An 18,671-nucleotide genomic window follows, 5' to 3' on the forward strand; every position below is an offset into this window, starting at 1 on the left:
TTGCTCAGTTGACCTGGGGGGTGCCGTCGATCGCCGCGGCGACCTTCGGGATGAAGGCGTCGAGCGCGACGGGGATGCCCAGCACCGACGGGAACGAGAGCCCGAGGGTGTCGTTGGGCTCCAGCGAGATGACGTAGTTGCCGTCGGCCACCGGCGGGATCTGCTGCGCGAGCGGCGTGGCGAGCAGCTGCTCGGCCTCGTCGGCGGAGTTGCCGTAGGCGATCATCACGTCGGCCTCGAGGTCGGCGACGCGCTCGGAGGAGACGTCGAAGAAGAACGTCTCGGCGCCGGCCTCCTCGACGAGCGGCGGGTTCGTCATGCCGAGCTCGGTGAGGATCCCGGGACGGTTGTCGGTCTCGGTGTAGACGCTGACCTTGGAGAGGTCGGTCGGGTAGAAGAACGTCCAGAGGAAGGACGCGCCGTCGACCTGCGGGTTCTCCTCGATGGCGGTGGCCATGGCCTCCTCGACGTCGGCGGCGGCCTCCTCGGCCTGCTGCGTGCGGCCCAGGGCCTGGCCCACCATCTCGATGGACTGGCGCCACGTGGTCGCCCACTGGGTGCCCGGGTAGCCGACGACGTCGATGCCGGCGTCGGTGAGCGTGTCGAAGTCCTCCTGCGTCAGGCCCGAGTTGGTGCCGATGACGACGTCCGGCTCCAGCGCGATGATCTCCGCGGTCGGGATGCCGTCGGTGACGTCGAGCAGCTGCGGCTCCTCCGCGCCGTCGATCTCTGCGAGCGCCTCGTCGAACCAGTCGGTGCGACCCTCGTCGTTGCCGCCCCAGCTCATCTTCTCGATCGCGATCGGGGCGACGCCCAGGGCGACGGCGTTCTCGCCGTCGACGCCGAGCGTGACGACCCGGTCGGGCTCGTCCTCGATGGTGACGTCACCGAAGCTCGTGGCGATCGTGACGGGGAACGCGTCGGCCTCGGCCGTGGTGTTGGCCGTGGCCTCGCCCGCGGAGTCGGCGTCGGACGAACCGGTGGAGCAGGCGGAGAGGCCGAGCAGGGCCACGCCGGCAGCGGCCGCGAGGGCCGTGGTGCGGCGCAGGGTGGGGAGAGACAACGGAGTGCCCTTCGGGTGACGGGGGATGACAACCCGTTGGACGCTACTAAGGTGTGCCTAACCTTGGCAACTCCCCGTGACCCGGGTCTCACGCCCGCCCGTCCGGCGGCCGGCCGTCAGATGGCGGTGCGGTGGAAGTTGAGGAACGACCGCGACGGCGTCGGCCCCCGCTGCCCCTGGTAGCGCGAGCCGTAGCGCGCCGAGCCGTACGGGTGCTCGGCCGCCGAGCTCAGCCGGAAGAAGCAGAGCTGCCCGATCTTCATCCCGGGCCACAGCTTGATCGGCAGGTTCGCCACGTTCGCCAGCTCCAGCGTCACGTGCCCGGCGAACCCGGGGTCGATGAAGCCGGCCGTCGAGTGCGTCAGCAGGCCGAGGCGGCCGAGGGAGGACTTGCCCTCGAGCCGCGCGGCGACGTCGTCGGGCAGCCCCACGACCTCGTACGTCGAGCCCAGCACGAACTCGCCCGGGTGGAGGATGAACGGCTCGTCGCCGGTCACCTCGACCTCGCGGGTCAGGTCGGGCTGGTCCTCGGCCGGGTCGATGTGGGCGTGCAGGTGGTTGTCGAAGACCCGGAAGAACCGGTCCAGGCGCACGTCGACGGACGACGGCTGCACCATGGCGGCTTCGAAGGGGTCCAGCGAGACGCGTCCGGCCTCGATCTCGGCCTGGATGTCGCGGTCGGAGAGCAGCACGGCGCCCAACCTAACCCGGGACCGGCCCCCCGACAGCGGCGCCCGCGCCCACCGGCACACTGGATCCGTGCCCAGCGAGACCGTCTTCCACCGTTACGTCGCCCTCGGCGACTCCTTCACCGAGGGCGTGGGCGACCACGACCCGACCCGCGCGAACGGCGTGCGCGGATGGGCCGACCGGGTCGCGGAGGTGCTGGCGAGCCGCACCGACGACTTCCGCTACGCCAACCTCGCCGTCCGCGGCCGCAAGCTGCGGGGGATCGTCGACGAGCAGGTGCAGCCCGCGGTCGACCTCGAGCCCGACCTCGTCACGGTCTACGCCGGCGCCAACGACATCGTGCGCCCGAAGGTCGACCTGGACGCCCTGGCGGTCGTGTACGACGAGGCGGTCGGTCGACTGGCCGCCACCGGGGCGCGCATCGTGCTCTTCACCGCCTTCGACCCGGGCAGCGGCGGCATCTACGCGCCGATCCGCGGGCGCTTCGCCCTCTACAACGAGCACGTGCGCGAGATCGCCGAGCGCCACGGCGCGACGATCGCCGACTCGTGGCGGATGGCCCGCCAGCTCCCGGCCGACCTGGCCTCCTCCGACGCCCGCCTGTGGGACGAGGACCGGATGCACCTCGGCCCGGCCGGGCACCAGCTCGTCGCGATGATGGTGCTCGACGCCCTCGGCGTCCTCGAGCACGGCCTGGAGCCGCTCCCGCTGGCGGCGATCCCCGACGTACCCCGGCTGGCGAAGGTGCGCGCCGACCTCGACTGGACGCGCCGCTACCTCGGCCCGTGGGTGCACCGACGCCTCACCGGCCGCTCCTCGGGGGACACGGTCGCCCCTCGGCGACCCGGCCTGGCCCCGATCGAGTAGCATCGGCGGCGGCCGGTCCGCCCGGCCGTGCGGATGTAGCTCAGTTGGTAGAGCGCGACCTTCCCAAGGTCGATGTCGCGAGTTCGAGTCTCGTCATCCGCTCCATGTCCTCACCGACGTCCCCCGGCGCGGCTGCGCAGCCCGCGCCCGACCGGCAGCCCGAGCCCTCCGAGCAGCCCGGGCAGCCCGCCTTCGCGGGCTTCCCCGAGGAGGCGCTGGACTTCTACGACGACCTCGAGGTCGACAACACCCGCAGCTTCTGGCTCGCCCACAGGCAGCAGTACGACGACTCCGTCCGCGCGCCGATGCTCGCTCTGACGGCGGCGCTCGAGGCGGAGTTCGGCGCCGCGAAGGTGTTCCGGCCCTACCGCGACGTGCGGTTCCGCAAGGACAAGACGCCGTACAAGACCCACCAGGGCGCCTTCGTCGCGGCCGGTCCCTCCTGCGGCTGGTACGTCCAGGTCTCGGCGCGCGGCGTGCGCACCGGCGCGGGGTTCTACCGCGCCGACCCCCCGGCGCTCGCCCGGTACCGGGCGTACGCGGCCGACCCCGACACCGGACCCCTGCTCGCGGAGCTGGTCGCGGGGGCCGAGGCCGACGGCTGGGCGCTGGGCGGGGACCGCCTCAAGACCGCCCCGCGGGGCTTCGACGCCGGCCACCCGCGCATCGCGCTGCTGCGCCACCGCTCGCTGCACCTCGACCGGGACCACGGGTTCGAGCCCGCTGTCATCGGGGTGCCCGGCTTCGCGGAGACGGTACGGCGGGACTGGCGCTCCCTGCGCCCGCTCGTCGAGGCGCTGGCCGAGGTGCTCGACGACCCGTTCGGCGCCGAGCCGACCTGAGCGCCGGCCCGTCCCGTCGGGACGGCGCAGCGCTCAGCGCGTCTGCCAGGCGTCCTCGTCGGCGGTGCGCTCGACGACCGCGGCCGGCAGCTCGCGCGACGACAGGTGGGCGATGGTGACGTTCTCGAAGACGTCGCGCAGCGAGTGCCGCGCGGCGATCCACACGTGCTGCAGGACCGCGGCGGCCTCGTTGTAGGTCACGGACTCCGGGCGCAGGCCGTAGACGGAGACCAGCGGGCCGTCGACGGCGCGGATGACGTCGGCCACCGAGATCTCGCCGGCCTCGCGCTGCAGGCGCCACCCGCCGTACTGCCCGCGCTGGGAGACCACGAGGCCCGCGCGCCGCAGGTCGGCGAGGATCGCCTGGAGGAACCCGTGCGGGATCTCCTGGAGCCGACCCAGCTCCTCCGCGCTGACCGGCCGTCCGTTGTCGCGCCCGGCCATCTCGATGAGGGCCCGCAGGGCGTAGTCGGACTTCGCGGAGACGCGCATGGCCCGATTCAACCAGAAGCGACGCCGCCCGGTTCCGCGCCCGCCGGGCGGGCGACGGGCGCCAGGCGGGGCTCAGGCGGGGGTCGGGCGGGGGTCGGTCGGAGGTCAGGCGGGCAGGAGGTCCTCGTCGGCCTCCGCCTCGCGGGCCGCGGCCCGGCGGGCGAGCCGCTCGTGCTTGACCGCCCAGACGATGCCGGCCACCCACAGCACCGCGAGCACCGCGGCGAGCACGCCGGCCTGGCCGCCGCTGGCCCCCGCCGAGCCGGCGATGGTGTTGGAGTTGGTGAGGACGATGAGGCCGCCCGCGGCCACGCCCAGCACGCGCGCCGGGAGGATCTTGACCAGGTACGCCGCGATCGGCGCCGCGACCACGCCGCCCGCCAGCAGCGCCAGGGCGTAGCCCCAGTCGATGCCCGCCGCGCCCAGCCCGATGAGGAAGCCGAGCGAGCCGCCGACCGCGACGACGAACTCCGAGGTGTCGATCGAGCCGACCACCTTGCGGGGCTCGAGACGGCCCGACGAGAGCAGCGTCGTGGTGCCGACCGGGCCCCAGCCCCCGCCGCCGATGGCGTCGAGCGCGCCCCCGAAGAGGCCCATGGGGGCGAGGAAGCCGGCGCTGGGCCGGCCGTTGAACTGCGGGCGGCGACCGCCGAGCACCAGGAAGCGGAAGACCACGTAGAGGCCGAGGGCGAGCAGGATGCCGGAGACCCAGGGCTTGGCCGTGTCGGCCGGCAGGCTGACGAGGAAGGTCGCGCCGGCGAAGGCCCCGACGAAGCCGGGCCCGGCCAGGATGGCGACGGTGCGCCAGTCCACGTTGCCGAGCTTGTGGTGGGAGAAGCCGGAGACCAGCGACGTGCCGATCTCGGAGAAGTGCACGGCGGCGGAGGCGGCCGCCGGGGCGACGCCCGCGGCGAGCAGCAGCGTCGAGGAGGTCACGCCGTACGCCATCCCGAGGGAGCCGTCGACGAGCTGGGCGAGGAACCCCACCACTCCCAGCACGATCAGCTTGCGCACACCTGCCCCCTTCGGGCCCGTCGTCCTCGCGGCCAAGACGACCGCGACTGCTAACTCGACAAGAAAACTTAGGTTACTTGTCGTGGCGGTGTTCGGAGCGGTCCGCATCGCGAGACCAGCGGCCGTGCGAGGTGGTGAGCGCCTCGTCCCGGAACGCGCCCGGCGACTTGAAATCTCCGCGGACTCGTCCGATGATTGAAGTTACTGGCTGGTAGCGATCGGCCCGACCCCTCCTCGACCGCACGAAGGTGATGCAGCGTGAGCCACTACAAGAGCAACCTGCGCGACATCGAGTTCAACCTCTTCGAGGTGCTCGGTCGCGACGAGATCCTCGGGACCGGTCGCTTCGCCGAGCTCGACGGCGAGACCGCCCGCGAGGTCCTGCGCGAGGTCGACCGCCTCGCCCGCGAGGACCTGGCCGCCTCCTTCGAGGACGCGGACCGCAACCCCCCGGTCTTCGACCCCACCACCCACACGGCCCCGATCACGCCGAGCTTCAAGAAGAGCTACGACGCGTGGATGGACGCCGAGTGGTGGCGCCTGCAGATCGACGAGGACCTCGGCGGCCAGCAGGCCCCGTCCAGCATCGTGTGGGCGCTCGGCGAGCTCGTGCTCGGCGCCAACGCCCCGGTGTGGATGTACGCCGCCGGCCCGGCCTTCGCCGCCGTGGTGCACCGCAACGGCACCGACCGCGACAAGCGCATCGCGCAGCTGATGGTCGAGAAGAAGTGGGGCGCCACGATGGTGCTCACCGAGCCCGACGCGGGCTCGGACGTCGGCGCCGGCCGCTCCAAGGCCACCCCGAACGAGGACGGCTCGTGGAACATCACGGGCGTCAAGCGCTTCATCACCTCGGCCGAGTCCGACCTGCAGGACAACATCATCCACCTCGTCCTCGCCCGCCCCGCGGGCGTCGAGGGCGTCGGCGGCCCGGGCACCAAGGGCCTGAGCCTCTTCGTCGTGCCGAAGTACCACTTCGACCACGAGACCGGCGAGCTCACCGGCGAGCGCAACGGCGTCTACGTCACCAACGTCGAGCACAAGATGGGCATCAAGGTCTCCAACACCTGCGAGGTCACCTTCGGCGACCCGCAGGTCGGTGGCGGCGAGCCGGCCCAGGGCTGGCTGCTCGGCGAGATCCACGACGGCATCGCCCAGATGTTCCAGGTCATCGAGAACGCCCGCATGATGGTCGGAACGAAGGCCATCGCGACGCTGTCGACCGGCTACCTCAACGCGCTGGAGTACGCGAAGAACCGCGTCCAGGGCGCCGACCTCACCAACTCGGCGAAGACCGCCCCGCGCGTCACGATCACGCACCACCCCGACGTGCGCCGCTCGCTGATGACGCAGAAGGCGTTCGCCGAGGCGATGCGCTCGCTCGTGCTCTACACCGCCTCGTGGCAGGACAAGGTGCAGATCGCCGAGGCCGCCGGCGAGAAGGACGACCTCGCGGAGGCCGTCAACGACCTGCTGCTCCCGATCGTCAAGGGCTACGGCTCGGAGCGCTCGTGGGTGCTGCTGGGCACGGAGTCGCTGCAGATCTTCGGCGGCTCGGGCTTCCTGCAGGAGTACCCGGTCGAGCAGTACGTGCGCGACGCCAAGATCGACACCCTCTACGAGGGCACCACCGCGATCCAGGGCCAGGACTTCTTCTTCCGCAAGATCGTCAAGGACCAGGGCCGCGCGCTCGGGCACCTCGCGGGCGAGATCAAGGGCTTCATCGAGTCCGAGGCGGGCAACGGCCGCCTCAAGACCGAGCGGGCCCTGCTGGCCACGGCGCTCGACGACGCCAACGCGCTCGTCGGCCTGATGATCAACGACCTGATGTCGGCCGACGCCTCCAGCGGCGGCGACATCCGCAACGTCTACAAGGTGGGCCTCAACACCACCCGCCTGCTCATGGCGCTCGGCGACGTGGTCTGCGGCTGGCTGCTGCTGCGCGGCGCCGAGGTGTCGCTCAACGCGCTCGCGGGCGACCCGGGCAAGGACAAGGCGTTCTACGAGGGCAAGGTCGCGGCGGCCCAGTTCTTCGCGCAGACCAACCTCCCGCGGATCAGCGCCGAGCGGGCCATCGCCGAGGCGACCGACCTGTCGATCATGGACCTCGACGAGTCGGCGTTCTGATCTCCTGACCCACCCGGACGACCACCGTCCGACGCTCCACGCGAGGGCCCCCGGCGCACCGCCGGGGGCCCCTCGTCGTACCCGGTCGGGCACTCGGGCCGGTACGGCGCGCCTCACCGCCCCGGGGCCGCCGCCAGCACCGCGTCGGTGAGCCGGTCGAGCACCTCGGAGCGCACCCGCCAGCGCTGCCAGAACAGCGGCACGGAGCTGGTCCGCCCGCCGGGCAGCGGCACGACGCGGCGCCCGGGGCGGGCGCCGGTGCCGGGCTCGTCGAGCTGGCCGTCGAGGAACATCCCCCAGCCGAGCCCGCGGCGGACCGCCTCGGCCATGTCGGCCGTGGTCGGCACCCGGTGCACGACGTCGGGGGGCGGGACGCCGAGGCGCTCCAGCTGCTCGTGCTGGAGCGTGTCGAGCTCGTTGAACCGCACCAGCGGGAGCCGCCGCCAGTCCACGGCGCCCGGTCCGCCGACCCGCTCGAGCAGGTCGGCGTCGACGACGGGGTGGTAGCGCAGCGCGCCGATCGGGCGCACGGAGCAGCCCTGCACCGGCTGGTCGTCGGAGGTGACGGCGGCCAGCACCCGGCCCTCGCGCAGGAGGCGGGCGGAGTGCCCCTGGTCCTCGACGTGCACCTCGAGGGCCACGCCGCTCCACCCGGCGACCGCCTCGATCACGTCGTGGAACCAGGTGGCGAGCGAGTCGGCGTTCACGGCCACCGCGACGGCCTGGGGGCCGGCGTCGCCCCCCAGGCGCCGGGAGGCCTCCGTGGCCAGCAGCTCGGTCTGCCGCCCGAGCGCGACGAGCACCTCGCCGCTGGCGGTGGCCCGGCACGGCGCGGCCCGGGTCACGACGACCTGGCCGACCTGCGCCTCGAGCGCGCGGACGCGCTGGCTGACCGCGGACGGCGTGACGTGCAGGGCCCGGGCGGCCGCCTCGAAGGTGCCGTGGTCGACGACGGACACGAGGGCGGCGAGCTGGGTCGGCGCGAACATGAAGCAACGCTAAGGCATGCGAAGATCGTTTCGCTTCCCTTCACACCGGGGCGGGCCTAGCGTCGACGACGTGCTCCTCCCCGACTCCGCCCTCGCCCTCGCCACCGGCCTGTTCACCGGCCTCGGGCTGATCGTGGCGATCGGCGCGCAGAACGCGTTCGTCCTGCGCCAGGGCCTGCTGCGCCGCCACGTCGCCGGGGTGGTCGCGGTCTGCGCGGTCTCCGACGCGGTGCTCATCACCGCCGGGGTGGCCGGCATCGGGGGCCTCGTCGACGCCGCGCCGCTCGCGCTCGAGGTGCTCCGGTGGGGCGGGGTGGCCTTCCTCGTCACGTACGGCGTGCTCGCGCTGCGCCGCGCCACCCGGGGCGAGGCGCTCGACCCGGCGGCGGCCGCGGGGGTGGGCGTGCGCCGTACCCTCCTGACGGCCGCGGCACTGACGTGGCTCAACCCGCACGTCTACCTCGACACCGTCCTCATGCTCGGGTCCGTCGCCCAGCAGGAGGGGCCCGACCTGCGGTGGTGGTTCGCGGGCGGCGCGGTCGTCGCGAGCCTCACGTGGTTCACGGCGCTGGGGTACGGCGCGGGCCGCGCCCACCGTCTGCTGTCGCGCCCGGCGACCTGGCGGGTCGTCGAGACGCTCGTCGGCCTGGTGATGCTCGCCATCGCGGCCCGGCTCGCGCTGCAGCCCGTGGTCTGAGGCCGGTCGACCGGGCACGCGCCGACGGCGACCGGGCGGCGGCCGGGCGGCGGCCAGACGGGGGACGGACGGGAGGCGGACGGGAGGCGGACGGGACGGCGCCCTCCCCTAGGATGGGAGCCCCGACCTCCGTAGCCCGCCCTCGCTGCACCGCCCGCACCCGCGACCGCGACCAGCGCCGACCACGAAGGCCGTCAACCCCGTGCTGCTAGCCGTCGCTGCCGCCCACCTCGTCCTCGCCGCGGTGGCCCCCGTCCTCGTGCGCCTGCTCGGCCGTCGCGCGTTCCTCGCCCTCGCCCTGCTCCCCGCGGCCACCACCGCGTGGGCCGTCACCCTGCACGACGACGTCCGCGACGGCGGCACCGTCACGAGCGTGGTCGACTGGGTGCCCGCGCTCGGCCTCGACCTCGCGTTCTCGGTCGGCACGCTGCAGTGGGTGATGCTGCTCGTCGTCGCCGGCATCGGCACGCTGGTGCTGACCTACTGCGCCTGGTACTTCGACGACGCCGCCCAGGGGCTGCCGATCTTCGCGACCAGCTTCGTCGCGTTCGTGGGCGCCATGCTCGGCCTGGTCATGGCGGACGACCTGCTGGTGCTCTTCGTGTTCTGGGAGCTCACGACGATCTTCTCGTTCCTGCTCATCGGGTTCGAGCCCACGAAGCGCTCCAGCCGGCTCGCGGCGCTGGAGGCGCTCGTCGTCACCACGCTCGGCGGCCTCGTCATGTTCGTCGGCATGCTGGTGCTGGGCCGGGAGGCGGGCACGTTCCGCATCAGCGAGATCCTGGCCGACCCGCCGGCCGGCACCGCCGTGACGGTCGCCGTGCTCCTGATGCTGGTCGGGGCGGTCAGCAAGTCCGCGATCTTCCCCTTCCACTTCTGGCTGCCCGGCGCCATGTCGGCCCCCACGCCCGTCAGCGCCTACCTGCACGCGGCCTCGATGGTGAAGGCCGGCATCTACCTCGTCGCGCTCCTGGCGCCCGCCTTCTCCGACGTGCCGGGCTGGCACCTGTCGCTGCTGACGCTGGGCACCGTGACGATGCTCGTCGGCGGCTGGCGGGCGCTACGCCAGATCGACGTCAAGCTCCTGCTGGCCTACGGCACCGTCAGCCAGCTCGGCTTCATGATCGTCGTGCTCTCCATCGGCTCCCGCACCGCGGCGCTCGCCGGGCTCGGCCTGCTGCTGGCCCACGCGCTGTTCAAGGCGACCCTCTTCCTCTCCGTCGGCATCGTCGACAAGCAGACCGGCACGCGCGACCTCCACGAGCTCTCCGGGGTCGGCCGCGCCATGCCCGCCGTCGCCGTCGCCGCGGTCCTCGCGGGCGCGTCGATGGCCGGACTCCCGCCGCTGCTCGGCTTCGTCGCCAAGGAGACCGTGTTCAGCGCGCTCCTCGAGCTGGCCCACGGCGAGACCGAGGGCGTGCCCGGCTGGGCCGGCTGGCTCGTCGTCGCCGGTCTCGTCGCCGGCTCCGCGCTCACGGCCGGCTACACCGCGCGCTTCCTGTGGGGCACCTTCGCGTCGAAGCCGGGCGTGGCGCCGACCGCGGTCAAGCCGCTCCACCCGGCCTTCGTCGTCTCCCCCGTCGTGCTCGCCGCCCTCAGCCTGGGCCTCGGCTTCGCCGGGGCGGCGCTGACGACCGTGTTCTCGCCGTACGTCGAGACGCTCGTCGCGGGCGAGCACGAGGAGTACCTCGCGCTCTGGCACGGTCTCGGCCTCCCGCTGCTGTTCTCGCTGGTCACGATCGTCGGCGGCATCGGGCTGTTCCTCGTCCGCGACCCGTTGTGCCGCTTCCAGCGGCGCACGGCGCTGCCGGTCACCGCGGAGGGCGTCTACCGGTTCGGCATGCGCGCGGTCGACCGCGTGTCGGTCGAGGTGACCGGAACGCTGCAGCGCGGCTCGGTGGCGAACTACCTCGCGATCATCCTCGGCGTCGTGCTGCTCCTGCCGGGCTACGCCGCGGTGCGCTCGCTCACGACCGGGGAGTCCCCCGTCGAGCTCGTCGCCTGGGACCGTTTCGCGCAGCCCGTGATCGGTCTCGTCGTGGTGGCGGCCTCCATCGCCACCGTGCGCTCGCGGCGCCGGCTGCGCGCCGTCATCCTGGCCGGGGTCACCGGCTACGGCGTGGGCCTGCTCTTCCTCGTGCAGGGCGCGCCCGACATCGCGCTCACCCAGGTGCTCGTCGAGACGGTCAGCCTCGTCGTGTTCGTCCTGGTGCTGCGCCGCCTGCCCGACTACTTCACGAACCGGCCGCTGAGCCGCCAGCGCTTCTGGCGCATGGGCCTGGCGGCTCTCTTCGGCACCGCGGCCGCCGGGTTCATGGTCGTCGCCGCCGCCGCGCGCACCGCGACGCCCGTGTCCGAGGCCTTCCCCGAGGCGTCGCTGGAGTTCGCCTACGGCAAGAACATCGTCAACACGACGCTCGTCGACATGCGCGCCTGGGACACGATGGGCGAGATCTCCGTGCTCGTCGCGGCCGCCACCGGCGTGGCCAGCCTGATCTTCCTCGACACCCGCATGTCGGGCATCCGCCGCGTCCACGACATCCCGTACCCGCAAGGGGTAGAGAAGCAACCCACGTCGCCCGGGCGACGGGTGTGGCTGCCCGGCCCGCGCACGCTGAGCCCCGACCGCCGCTCGATCATCTTCGAGGTGGTCACCCGGCTGATCTTCCACGTCATCATGGTCTTCGCGATCTACCTGCTCATCGCGGGCCACAACCAGCCCGGCGGCGGCTTCGCGGCCGGCATGGTGACCGGCCTCGCGCTCGTCATCCGCTACCTGGCCGGCGGCCGCTACGAGCTCGACGAGGCCGCGCCGATCGACGCCGGCATCCTCATCGGCACGGGGCTGTTCACCTCCGCGCTCGCCGGGCTGGCGCCGATGCTCTTCGGCGGCGTGCCCCAGCAGACGGCCGACTACTACCTGCACCTGCCGCTGCTCGGCGAGGTGCACCTGGTCTCCTCGATCTTCTTCGACATCGGCGTCTACCTCGTGGTGGTGGGACTCATCCTCGACCTGCTCCGCACCTTCGGCTCGCGCCTGGACCGCCAGATCCTGCGCGCGGAGCGCGAGGGCCGACCGGCCGGCTCCGGCTCCCAGCCCGGGGCGGTGGTGTGACGTGGAGGTCAACGCCACCCTCGTCGTGACCTGCGGCGCCCTCGTGGCCTGCGGCACCTACCTGCTGCTCGAGCGCAGCCTCACCCGCGTGCTCGTGGGCCTCGTGCTGCTGAGCAACGGGGTCAACATCATGTTCCTCATCTCCAGCGGACCGTCCGGGACCTCCCCGATCGTGGGCTCCTCCGACCCCGCCGAGATGACGGATCCCCTCCCCCAGGCGCTCGTGCTGACCGCCATCGTCATCACCCTCGGCACGGTCGCCTTCCTGCTCGCCATGGCCCACCGGTCCTGGCAGCTGCACGAGCACGACGACGTGCAGGACGACGTGGAGGACGCCGCCATCCGCAAGCTCGCCATCGACGACGCCACGTCCGACAGCTACGGCCTCACGACCCGGGCCCAGCGCGACGACGACGACGCCCCCCGGGAGGACGGCGCATGACCAGCCTCGTCCCGCTCCCGGTGCTGCTGCCGCTGCTCGGCGCCGGCCTCGCCCTCATGCTGTCGCGGCGCCCGCAGGCGCAGCGGGCGGTGACGTTCGCCGTACTCGTCGCCATCGTCGTCATCGCCGCCGTGCTGCTCGTCGCCGCCGACCGCGACGGTCCCCAGGTGGTGTGGCTCGGCGCCTGGGAGGACATCGGCATCGCGCTCGTGGCCGACCGGCTGGCCGCGCTGATGCTGCTCGTCTCCTCGGTGGTCACCCTCGCGGTGCTCGCGTACTCCATCGGCCAGGGCATGACCGGGGACGAGTCGGAGGCGCCGGTCTCGATCTACCACCCGACGTTCCTCGTCCTCGTCGCCGGCGTCTCCAACGCCTTCCTGGCCGGCGACCTGTTCAACCTGTTCGTCAGCTTCGAGATGCTGCTCTTCGCCAGCTACGTGCTGCTCACGCTGGGCGGCACCGCGGCGCGGGTGCGGGCGGGCACGATCTACGTCGTCGTGAACGTGACGTCCTCGATGCTGTTCCTCATCTCCCTGGCCGCGGTCTACGCGGCGGTGGGCACGCTCAACCTGGCGCAGATCGCGCAGCGCCTCGACGACCTCCCCCACCACGTGTCCCTGACGCTGCAGCTGCTGCTGCTCGTGACGTTCTCGATCAAGGCCGCCGTCTTCCCGCTGTCGCTGTGGCTGCCCGACAGCTACCCGACCGCCCCCGCACCCGTCACGGCCGTGTTCGCGGGCCTGCTCACCAAGGTCGGCGTCTACGCCATCATCCGGCTGCAGACCCTGCTCTTCCCCGAGAGCCCGCTGACCGACCTGCTGATGTGGGCGGCGCTGGTGACGATGCTCGTCGGCATCCTCGGCGCGGTGGCGCAGTCGGACATCAAGCGCATGCTGTCCTTCACGCTGGTCAGCCACATCGGCTACATGATCTTCGGCATCGCGCTCGCCACCGAGGCCGGGCTCTCGGGCGCCGTCTTCTACGTGGCGCACCACATCACCATCCAGACCGCGCTGTTCCTCGTCCTGGGCCTCATCGAGCGCCGTGCCGGCAGCACCGCGCTGCTCCGGCTGGGCGGCCTCGCCCGGCTGGCGCCGCTGCTGGGCGTGCTCTTCTTCGTGCCGGCCATGAACCTCGCGGGCATCCCGCCGCTGTCCGGCTTCCTCGGCAAGGTGGGCCTCCTCCAGGCGGGCCTCTCCGACGGCTCCTGGCTCGCCGTGCTGCTCGTCGCGGGCGGCACGCTCACCAGCCTCCTCACCCTGTACGCCGTCGCGAAGACCTGGGCGCTCGCCTTCTGGCGGTCCCCGGAGCAGGCGCACGAGATGATGCGGCTCCTGCCCTCCGGGGCCGACCCCGCCGAGGAGACCGCGTCCTCGGCGCCCCACCTCGTGCGCCACCGCGGCCACGTGCACGTCGGCTCGGTCGCCTTCGGCGAGCGCGACCTCGCCGACGCCAAGCGCGTCGCCGACAGCGACCAGCCCGACCGCGACCTCTACCAGCGGATCCGCGACGACTCCCTGCCGTCGCGCCTGCCCGCGTCGATGGTCGTGCCGGCCGCCGGTCTCGTGCTGGTGAGCGTCGCCATCACGTTCCTCGCCGGCCCGCTCTTCTCGTTCACCGACCGCGCGGCGGACGACCTGCTCGAGCGCACGCCGTACCTCTCCGCCGTGCTGGGGGACGAGGGATGAGCCCGCAGATGAAGACGACGCGCGCGGGCCTGCAGCGCCCGGCGCGCTACCGCTCCGTGCAGTGGCCGATGGTGCTCGTGCTCACCCTCGTGTGGTGGGCGCTGTGGGGCAGCTACAGCGCGTTCTCGTTCGTCGGCGGCATCGCGGTCGCGGTCGGGGTCTGCTTCGTCTTCCCCCTGCCGCCGTTGCGGATGCAGCTGCGGCTGCGCCCGTGGGCCTTCGTCGTGCTGGTGGCCCGGTTCCACTGGGACGTGCTGGTCGCGAGCTTCCAGGTGGCCCGCCTGACCCTCTTCCCGCCGAAGGACCTGACGAGCGCCCTGGTCGAGGTGCGGCTGCGCACCGAGTCCGACTTCGTGCTCACCGTCGTCGCCCAGCTGGCCACGCTCGTGCCCGGGAGCGTCGTGGTCGAGGTGCACCGCGCCAGCCACACCCTCTACCTGCACGCGCTCGACGTCTCCGACGAGGCCGACCTCGAGGCCGTGCGCCACCGCGTGCTCGCCCAGGAGGACCGGGTGCTCGCCGCGTTCGGCGGCCCCGAGGAGCACACCCTCACGGAGGTGGACCGATGACCGCCATGACGGCCCTGATGGCCGTGGCCGGGCTGCTGCTCGGCGTCTCCGCACTGCTCGTGGTGCTGCGCATGGCGCTCGGGCCGACGATGCTCGACCGCGCGATCGCGTTCGACGTGCTCCTCGCCATCAGCATCTGCGCCGTCGCCGTCGAGGCGGCGATCGACGCCAACACCGAGACGATCCCGCTGCTGCTCGTGGCGACCCTGCTCGGGTTCGTCGGCTCCGTCAGCGTCGCCCGCTTCTCCCCGGGAAGCGACGACGTCGAGGCCGAGGAGTCCGACGACCCCGACAACCGCGCGCGACTGGCCCAGCGCCGGATGCGCAGCCTGCGCGAGGACAGCCTGCGCGCGAGGAGGATGAAGCGATGAGCCTGACGGACGTCCTCGACGTGGTCTCGGCGGTGCTCCTGCTCGCCGGGGCCCTGCTGACGCTGATCGCCGCGATCGGGCTGCTGCGCTTCCCCGACCTGCTGACCCGGATGCACTCGGCCACCAAGCCCCAGGTGCTCGGCCTGCTCCTCGTGGTGCTGGGCCTCGCCCTGCGCCTGCGCGACCCGTCGGCCACCGCGCTCCTCGCGCTCGTGGCGGTCTTCCAGATGGTCACCTCGCCCGTCGCGTCCCACATGGCCGGGCGCGCGTCGTACCGCGCCGGCCAGGTCCGCGACGACCTCCTCGTCGCCGACGAGCTCAGCGAGGCCCTGCCGAGGCTGAAGGAGAACCGCGGCGCGCCGTGACCGGGGGGGTGGCGGGTTCCCCGGTGCACCGGGGAACCCGCCACTTGTCGCGCGAAACTTCCCACCGGAAGTGGTGGGTTGGGTGGACGACCGTCCCCGACGCCCCGGTACGGCGGACCCGCCCACCCGCCGCGCACCGTCCGCGCATCGCGACCGCCGCCGCTGTACCCCGTGCCGTCAGACCGACGGGCCCGGACGCACGAGAGCCCCCGAGCATCGCTCGGGGGCTCTCGTCGTGCCGGGACTCTGTGCGTCAGCGGTCAGCGCGTGAAGCGCTGCTCCTTGCTCCAACGCTCCTTCTTGCGACCCGCGCCCTGGGGCGCGTCGTCGCGGTTGCGCGGGCCACGCTCGGAGCGCTCGGGGCGGTCGGCGCTGCGGGGGCCCGCCGGGGCGCCCTCGCGGTTGCCGCGGTAACCGCCCTGGCCACCCTCACGGTTGCCCTGGTAGCCGCCACCCTCACGGTTCCCGCGGTAGCCACCCTCGCGGGCGCCACCCTCACGGTTGCCCTGGTAGCCGCCGCCCTCGCGGTTACCGCGGTAACCGCCCTGGCCACCCTCGCGGTTGCCCTGGTAGCCACCCTGGCCGCCCTCACGGTTGCCCTGGTAGCCGCCCTGGCCACCCTCACGGTTGCCGCGGTAGCCGCCCTGGCCACCCTCTCGGTTGCCCTGGTAGCCGCCCTGGCCGCCCTCACGGTTGCCGCGGTAGCCACCCTCGCGGGCACCACCCTCACGGTTGCCCTGGTAGCCGCCACCCTCGCGGTTGCCGCGGTAGCCGCCCTGGCCACCACCACGGTTGCCGAACGAGCGGGAGCCGCCGCTGCGCGGGCCACCCTCGCTGCGCGGGCCGGCGGAGCGCTGCGGGGCAGCCTCGCCGGACTCGTCGAGCGACTTCACGGTCAGCGGGCGCTGGGCCTTGCGGAAGTCGTGGTGACGCACCTCGACCGCGGCGCCCTTCTGCAGGCGGACGACGGAGGAGAGGAACTTCGGCGTGGTCAGCGTGACGACACCACCGTCGTCGCCGGCGCGGGCCGTGCGGCCCGAGCGGTGCAGGTAGGCCTTCGGGTCGGAGGCCGCGTCGAAGTGCACGACGAGCTTCACGCCGTCGACGTGGATGCCGCGGGCGGCGACGTCGGTGGCGACGACGGCCTGGGCGTCGCCGGAGGAGAAACGCGCCAGGTTCCGCTCGCGCACCCGCTGCGACAGGTCGCCGTGCAGGTCGACGGCCGGGAGGCCGGCCTGCTCGAGGGCGTCCGCCAGCTCGATGGCGCCCTCACGGGTGCGGGTGAAGACGATCGTGCGGCCGTTGGCCTTCACGAGGTCGACAGCGGCGTCGACCTTCTCGCGGAAGCCGCCGACGACCATCGTGTGGTGGGTCATGGTCGTGACCGCACCGGCGTTCGGGTCGAGCTGGTGCAGGCGCGGGTCGCGCAGGTGGTGGCGCACCAGGGTGTCGACGTCGCCGTCGAGGGTGGCGCTCAGGAGCATGCGCTGCGTGCCGGCCGGCGTCATGCCGACGAGCTCGTCGACGACCGGGAAGAAGCCCAGGTCGCACAGGTGGTCGGCCTCGTCGAGGACGGTGACCTCGACGTCGTCGAAGAAGCAGTAGCCGTTCTCGAGCAGGTCGCCCAGGCGGCCCGGCGTCGCGACGACGATGTCCGCACGCTGGCGGAGCTGGCGGGTCTGGCGCTCGTAGGGCACCCCGCCGTACACGGTCGTCAGCTTCAGGCCCACGGCCTCCGCGAGCGGCTGCATGGAGCGCGTCACCTGGGTGGCGAGCTCACGCGTCGGCACGATGATGACGGCGCGGGGGTGGCACGGGCGGCTGCGCTTGCCGGCGAGGCGCTGCATCACGGGGATGCCGAACGCCAGCGTCTTGCCGGAGCCGGTCTGGGCGCGGCCCAGGACGTCGTGGCCGGCGAGGCCGTCGGGGATGACGGCCTGCTGCACCGGCGTGGGCGCGGTGATGCCCTGCACGGCGAGCGCGGCGATGAGGTCGGCGCGCAGCTCGGGGAACGACGGGGCGTCCTCCGCGGCGGCCGCGAGGGCCTCGGCGATCTCGGTGGCCTCGTCGGCCTCGGTCTCGACGGGGGCCTCGTCGGTGTCAGCGACCTCGACGTCGTTCTCGACGACGACGGCCTCGGGGGCCTCGTCGACGACCGGCGCCTCGGACTCGGCAGCCTCGGCGGCCTCGGTCTCGACGGTCTCGATCGGCGAGGACTCCGTGGCGGGGTCCGTCACGACGGGCTCGGCCGTCGGGTTCTCGGAGGAGCTGCTCGGGGCAGCGATGTGCTCGGTGGTGTGGGAAGACAAAGTGGAACCTTCAATTCACAGCGGTGACGGGCATGCGTCTGCGCGCGGAACCGCGGGTGCGGAGCCGATGGGCCTGACGAGACGCGATCTCGATGAACCCGATCGCTGGTCTCTGCACCCCCTGGAGCGGGGATGCACCACACCGGGTGCAAGGAAAAGAGGTGGCTGCCGCCGCAAGGGGCGGACCACTGGCCGTCGTCCAGAGTACGCCGCTGCTCCCCCGACCGTGAATCCCCGCGGTTGTCTCGTGGGTCACCCCCGGGGCGGTGGAGCCGGTGGTGGCAGTCTGGCCCCGTGAGCAAGCACCCCGCCCCCGACGACCCGTCGGACACCCGGCCCGCGACGCCGACCGACAGCCGGCCCGTGCTGATGCGGCGACGCTGGTGGGTGACGTTCACGGTGCTGCTGGCGGTGGCCGTGGCCGTCGTGTGGTGGTTCCGCCAGCCCGACGCCGACCCGCCGGCCGAGGACCCGGACGCCTCCAGCGAGGCCGGCGCGGGCAACGATGACGGTGGGGCCGGCGAGGACGGGGCCGACGGGACGCTGACCGTCCCCGACGGGTTCGCGGTCGGTGACACGGAGTGGGGGCGCGACACCTCCGCCGCCGCCCAGGACCGGCTCGACCAGGCGCTCGAGGTGCTCTCCGACCGCCCGGCGGGGGCGGACGGCGGCCCGGAGGGCGGCGTCTACGTCGTCGACGGGACGAGCGACCCGGCCGAGCAGCTGGTCGCGGTGGTGCTGGCCAGCGAGGCGCTCGGCACCGCACCGCCCGCCGAGATCGCGGCGCAGACCGTCGAGTTCAACCTCGGCCAGGAGATCGTGTCCGACGAGGTCGACGGCGGCGGGGTCGCCTGCGGCTACGTTCCCGTCCTCGTCGCCCAGGACCAGCAGGCGCAGCAGTGGTTCTGCGCGGCGGCGTACGGCGACGCCGTCGCCAACCTCCTGCTCCCCCTGTCGGTGACCGACGCCGACGCCGCCACCGAGCAGGCCACCGCCTTCTACGAGGCCGCCCGCGCCTGAGCGCGGCGCCT

The 18,671-nt window shown here is 73.1% G+C and carries 17 protein-coding genes and 1 tRNA gene; 12 read left to right on the forward strand and 6 right to left on the reverse strand.

What is annotated here, in order from left to right:
• Positions 1 to 4: 4 nt before the first annotated feature.
• Together ACOACO_RS01690 and dcd are read right to left on the reverse strand one after the other, a co-directional pair.
• The gene (locus ACOACO_RS01690; RefSeq protein WP_420294524.1) at positions 5 to 1,063 is read right to left on the reverse strand and encodes an ABC transporter substrate-binding protein; all 1,059 of its coding nucleotides are present in this window, start codon (positions 1,061 to 1,063) and stop codon (positions 5 to 7) included.
• Between the two features lie 116 nt (positions 1,064 to 1,179).
• Positions 1,180 to 1,755, reverse strand: coding sequence for a dCTP deaminase (gene dcd / locus ACOACO_RS01695; RefSeq protein ID WP_420294525.1), 576 nt, complete (start codon positions 1,753 to 1,755; stop codon positions 1,180 to 1,182).
• Positions 1,756 to 1,822: 67 nt separating this feature from the next.
• Here dcd and ACOACO_RS01700 point away from each other — a divergent pair, with 67 nt between their 5' ends.
• The 3 genes from ACOACO_RS01700 to ACOACO_RS01710 all read left to right on the forward strand — a co-directional run bounded on the left by ACOACO_RS01700 (position 1,823) and on the right by ACOACO_RS01710 (position 3,462).
• Entirely contained in the window at positions 1,823 to 2,620 is a 798-nt protein-coding gene (locus ACOACO_RS01700) for an SGNH/GDSL hydrolase family protein (protein ID WP_420294526.1), read from the forward strand.
• Positions 2,621 to 2,649: 29 nt separating this feature from the next.
• Positions 2,650 to 2,725: transfer RNA gene (locus ACOACO_RS01705), tRNA-Gly, on the forward strand.
• Positions 2,725 to 3,462, forward strand: coding sequence for a DUF2461 domain-containing protein (locus ACOACO_RS01710; protein ID WP_420294527.1), 738 nt, complete (start codon positions 2,725 to 2,727; stop codon positions 3,460 to 3,462). Before ACOACO_RS01705 ends, ACOACO_RS01710 begins: the two co-directional genes overlap by 1 nt.
• Before the next feature lie 33 nt (positions 3,463 to 3,495).
• Here the strand turns inward: ACOACO_RS01710 and ACOACO_RS01715 are convergent, their stop codons facing one another.
• Both ACOACO_RS01715 and ACOACO_RS01720 read right to left on the reverse strand, forming a co-directional pair.
• Entirely contained in the window at positions 3,496 to 3,954 is a 459-nt protein-coding gene (locus ACOACO_RS01715; RefSeq protein WP_420294528.1) for an RrF2 family transcriptional regulator, read from the reverse strand.
• A gap of 105 nt (positions 3,955 to 4,059) precedes the next feature.
• The gene (locus tag ACOACO_RS01720; protein ID WP_420294529.1) at positions 4,060 to 4,968 is read right to left on the reverse strand and encodes a sulfite exporter TauE/SafE family protein; all 909 of its coding nucleotides are present in this window, start codon (positions 4,966 to 4,968) and stop codon (positions 4,060 to 4,062) included.
• 258 nt (positions 4,969 to 5,226) lie between these two features.
• Here ACOACO_RS01720 and ACOACO_RS01725 point away from each other — a divergent pair, with 258 nt between their 5' ends.
• Positions 5,227 to 7,095: an acyl-CoA dehydrogenase gene (locus ACOACO_RS01725; protein ID WP_420294530.1), complete on the forward strand. Its 1,869-nt coding sequence runs from the start codon at positions 5,227 to 5,229 to the stop codon at positions 7,093 to 7,095.
• Positions 7,096 to 7,208: 113 nt separating this feature from the next.
• Here ACOACO_RS01725 and ACOACO_RS01730 read toward each other — a convergent pair whose 3' ends face one another.
• Entirely contained in the window at positions 7,209 to 8,084 is an 876-nt protein-coding gene (locus tag ACOACO_RS01730; RefSeq protein WP_420294531.1) for an ArgP/LysG family DNA-binding transcriptional regulator, read from the reverse strand.
• Positions 8,085 to 8,154: 70 nt separating this feature from the next.
• On the opposite strand from ACOACO_RS01730, the gene ACOACO_RS01735 reads away from it, so the two are divergent.
• The 7 genes from ACOACO_RS01735 to mnhG all read left to right on the forward strand — a co-directional run bounded on the left by ACOACO_RS01735 (position 8,155) and on the right by mnhG (position 15,331).
• Positions 8,155 to 8,781, forward strand: a complete 627-nt coding sequence (locus ACOACO_RS01735; protein WP_420294532.1) for a LysE/ArgO family amino acid transporter — start codon at positions 8,155 to 8,157, stop codon at positions 8,779 to 8,781.
• Between the two features lie 202 nt (positions 8,782 to 8,983).
• Positions 8,984 to 11,896, forward strand: a complete 2,913-nt coding sequence (locus ACOACO_RS01740) for a Na+/H+ antiporter subunit A (RefSeq protein WP_420294533.1) — start codon at positions 8,984 to 8,986, stop codon at positions 11,894 to 11,896.
• A 1-nt stretch (position 11,897) separates the two neighbouring features.
• Positions 11,898 to 12,338, forward strand: coding sequence for a Na(+)/H(+) antiporter subunit C (locus tag ACOACO_RS01745; RefSeq protein WP_420294534.1), 441 nt, complete (start codon positions 11,898 to 11,900; stop codon positions 12,336 to 12,338).
• On the forward strand, positions 12,335 to 14,026 hold the full coding sequence (locus ACOACO_RS01750; protein WP_420294535.1) for a Na+/H+ antiporter subunit D: 1,692 nt from the start codon (positions 12,335 to 12,337) through the stop codon (positions 14,024 to 14,026). Before ACOACO_RS01745 ends, ACOACO_RS01750 begins: the two co-directional genes overlap by 4 nt.
• Positions 14,027 to 14,034: 8 nt before the next feature.
• Positions 14,035 to 14,595, forward strand: a complete 561-nt coding sequence (locus ACOACO_RS01755; RefSeq protein ID WP_420294536.1) for a Na+/H+ antiporter subunit E — start codon at positions 14,035 to 14,037, stop codon at positions 14,593 to 14,595.
• Positions 14,592 to 14,966 (forward strand): monovalent cation/H+ antiporter complex subunit F, encoded by a 375-nt coding sequence (locus ACOACO_RS01760; protein WP_420294537.1) that lies wholly within the window; start codon positions 14,592 to 14,594, stop codon positions 14,964 to 14,966. Before ACOACO_RS01755 ends, ACOACO_RS01760 begins: the two co-directional genes overlap by 4 nt.
• Positions 14,963 to 15,331: a monovalent cation/H(+) antiporter subunit G gene (gene mnhG, locus ACOACO_RS01765; RefSeq protein ID WP_420294538.1), complete on the forward strand. Its 369-nt coding sequence runs from the start codon at positions 14,963 to 14,965 to the stop codon at positions 15,329 to 15,331. Before ACOACO_RS01760 ends, mnhG begins: the two co-directional genes overlap by 4 nt.
• A 260-nt stretch (positions 15,332 to 15,591) precedes the next feature.
• Here mnhG and ACOACO_RS01770 read toward each other — a convergent pair whose 3' ends face one another.
• The gene (locus ACOACO_RS01770) at positions 15,592 to 17,640 is read right to left on the reverse strand and encodes a DEAD/DEAH box helicase (protein ID WP_420294539.1); all 2,049 of its coding nucleotides are present in this window, start codon (positions 17,638 to 17,640) and stop codon (positions 15,592 to 15,594) included.
• Positions 17,641 to 17,934: 294 nt separating this feature from the next.
• On the opposite strand from ACOACO_RS01770, the gene ACOACO_RS01775 reads away from it, so the two are divergent.
• Positions 17,935 to 18,660: a hypothetical protein gene (locus ACOACO_RS01775; protein WP_420294540.1), complete on the forward strand. Its 726-nt coding sequence runs from the start codon at positions 17,935 to 17,937 to the stop codon at positions 18,658 to 18,660.
• Positions 18,661 to 18,671: the final 11 nt, after the last annotated feature.

Origin of the sequence: Nocardioides sp. CPCC 205120, assembly GCF_048654585.1 — a bacterium.
GTDB lineage: Bacteria > Actinomycetota > Actinomycetes > Propionibacteriales > Nocardioidaceae > Nocardioides.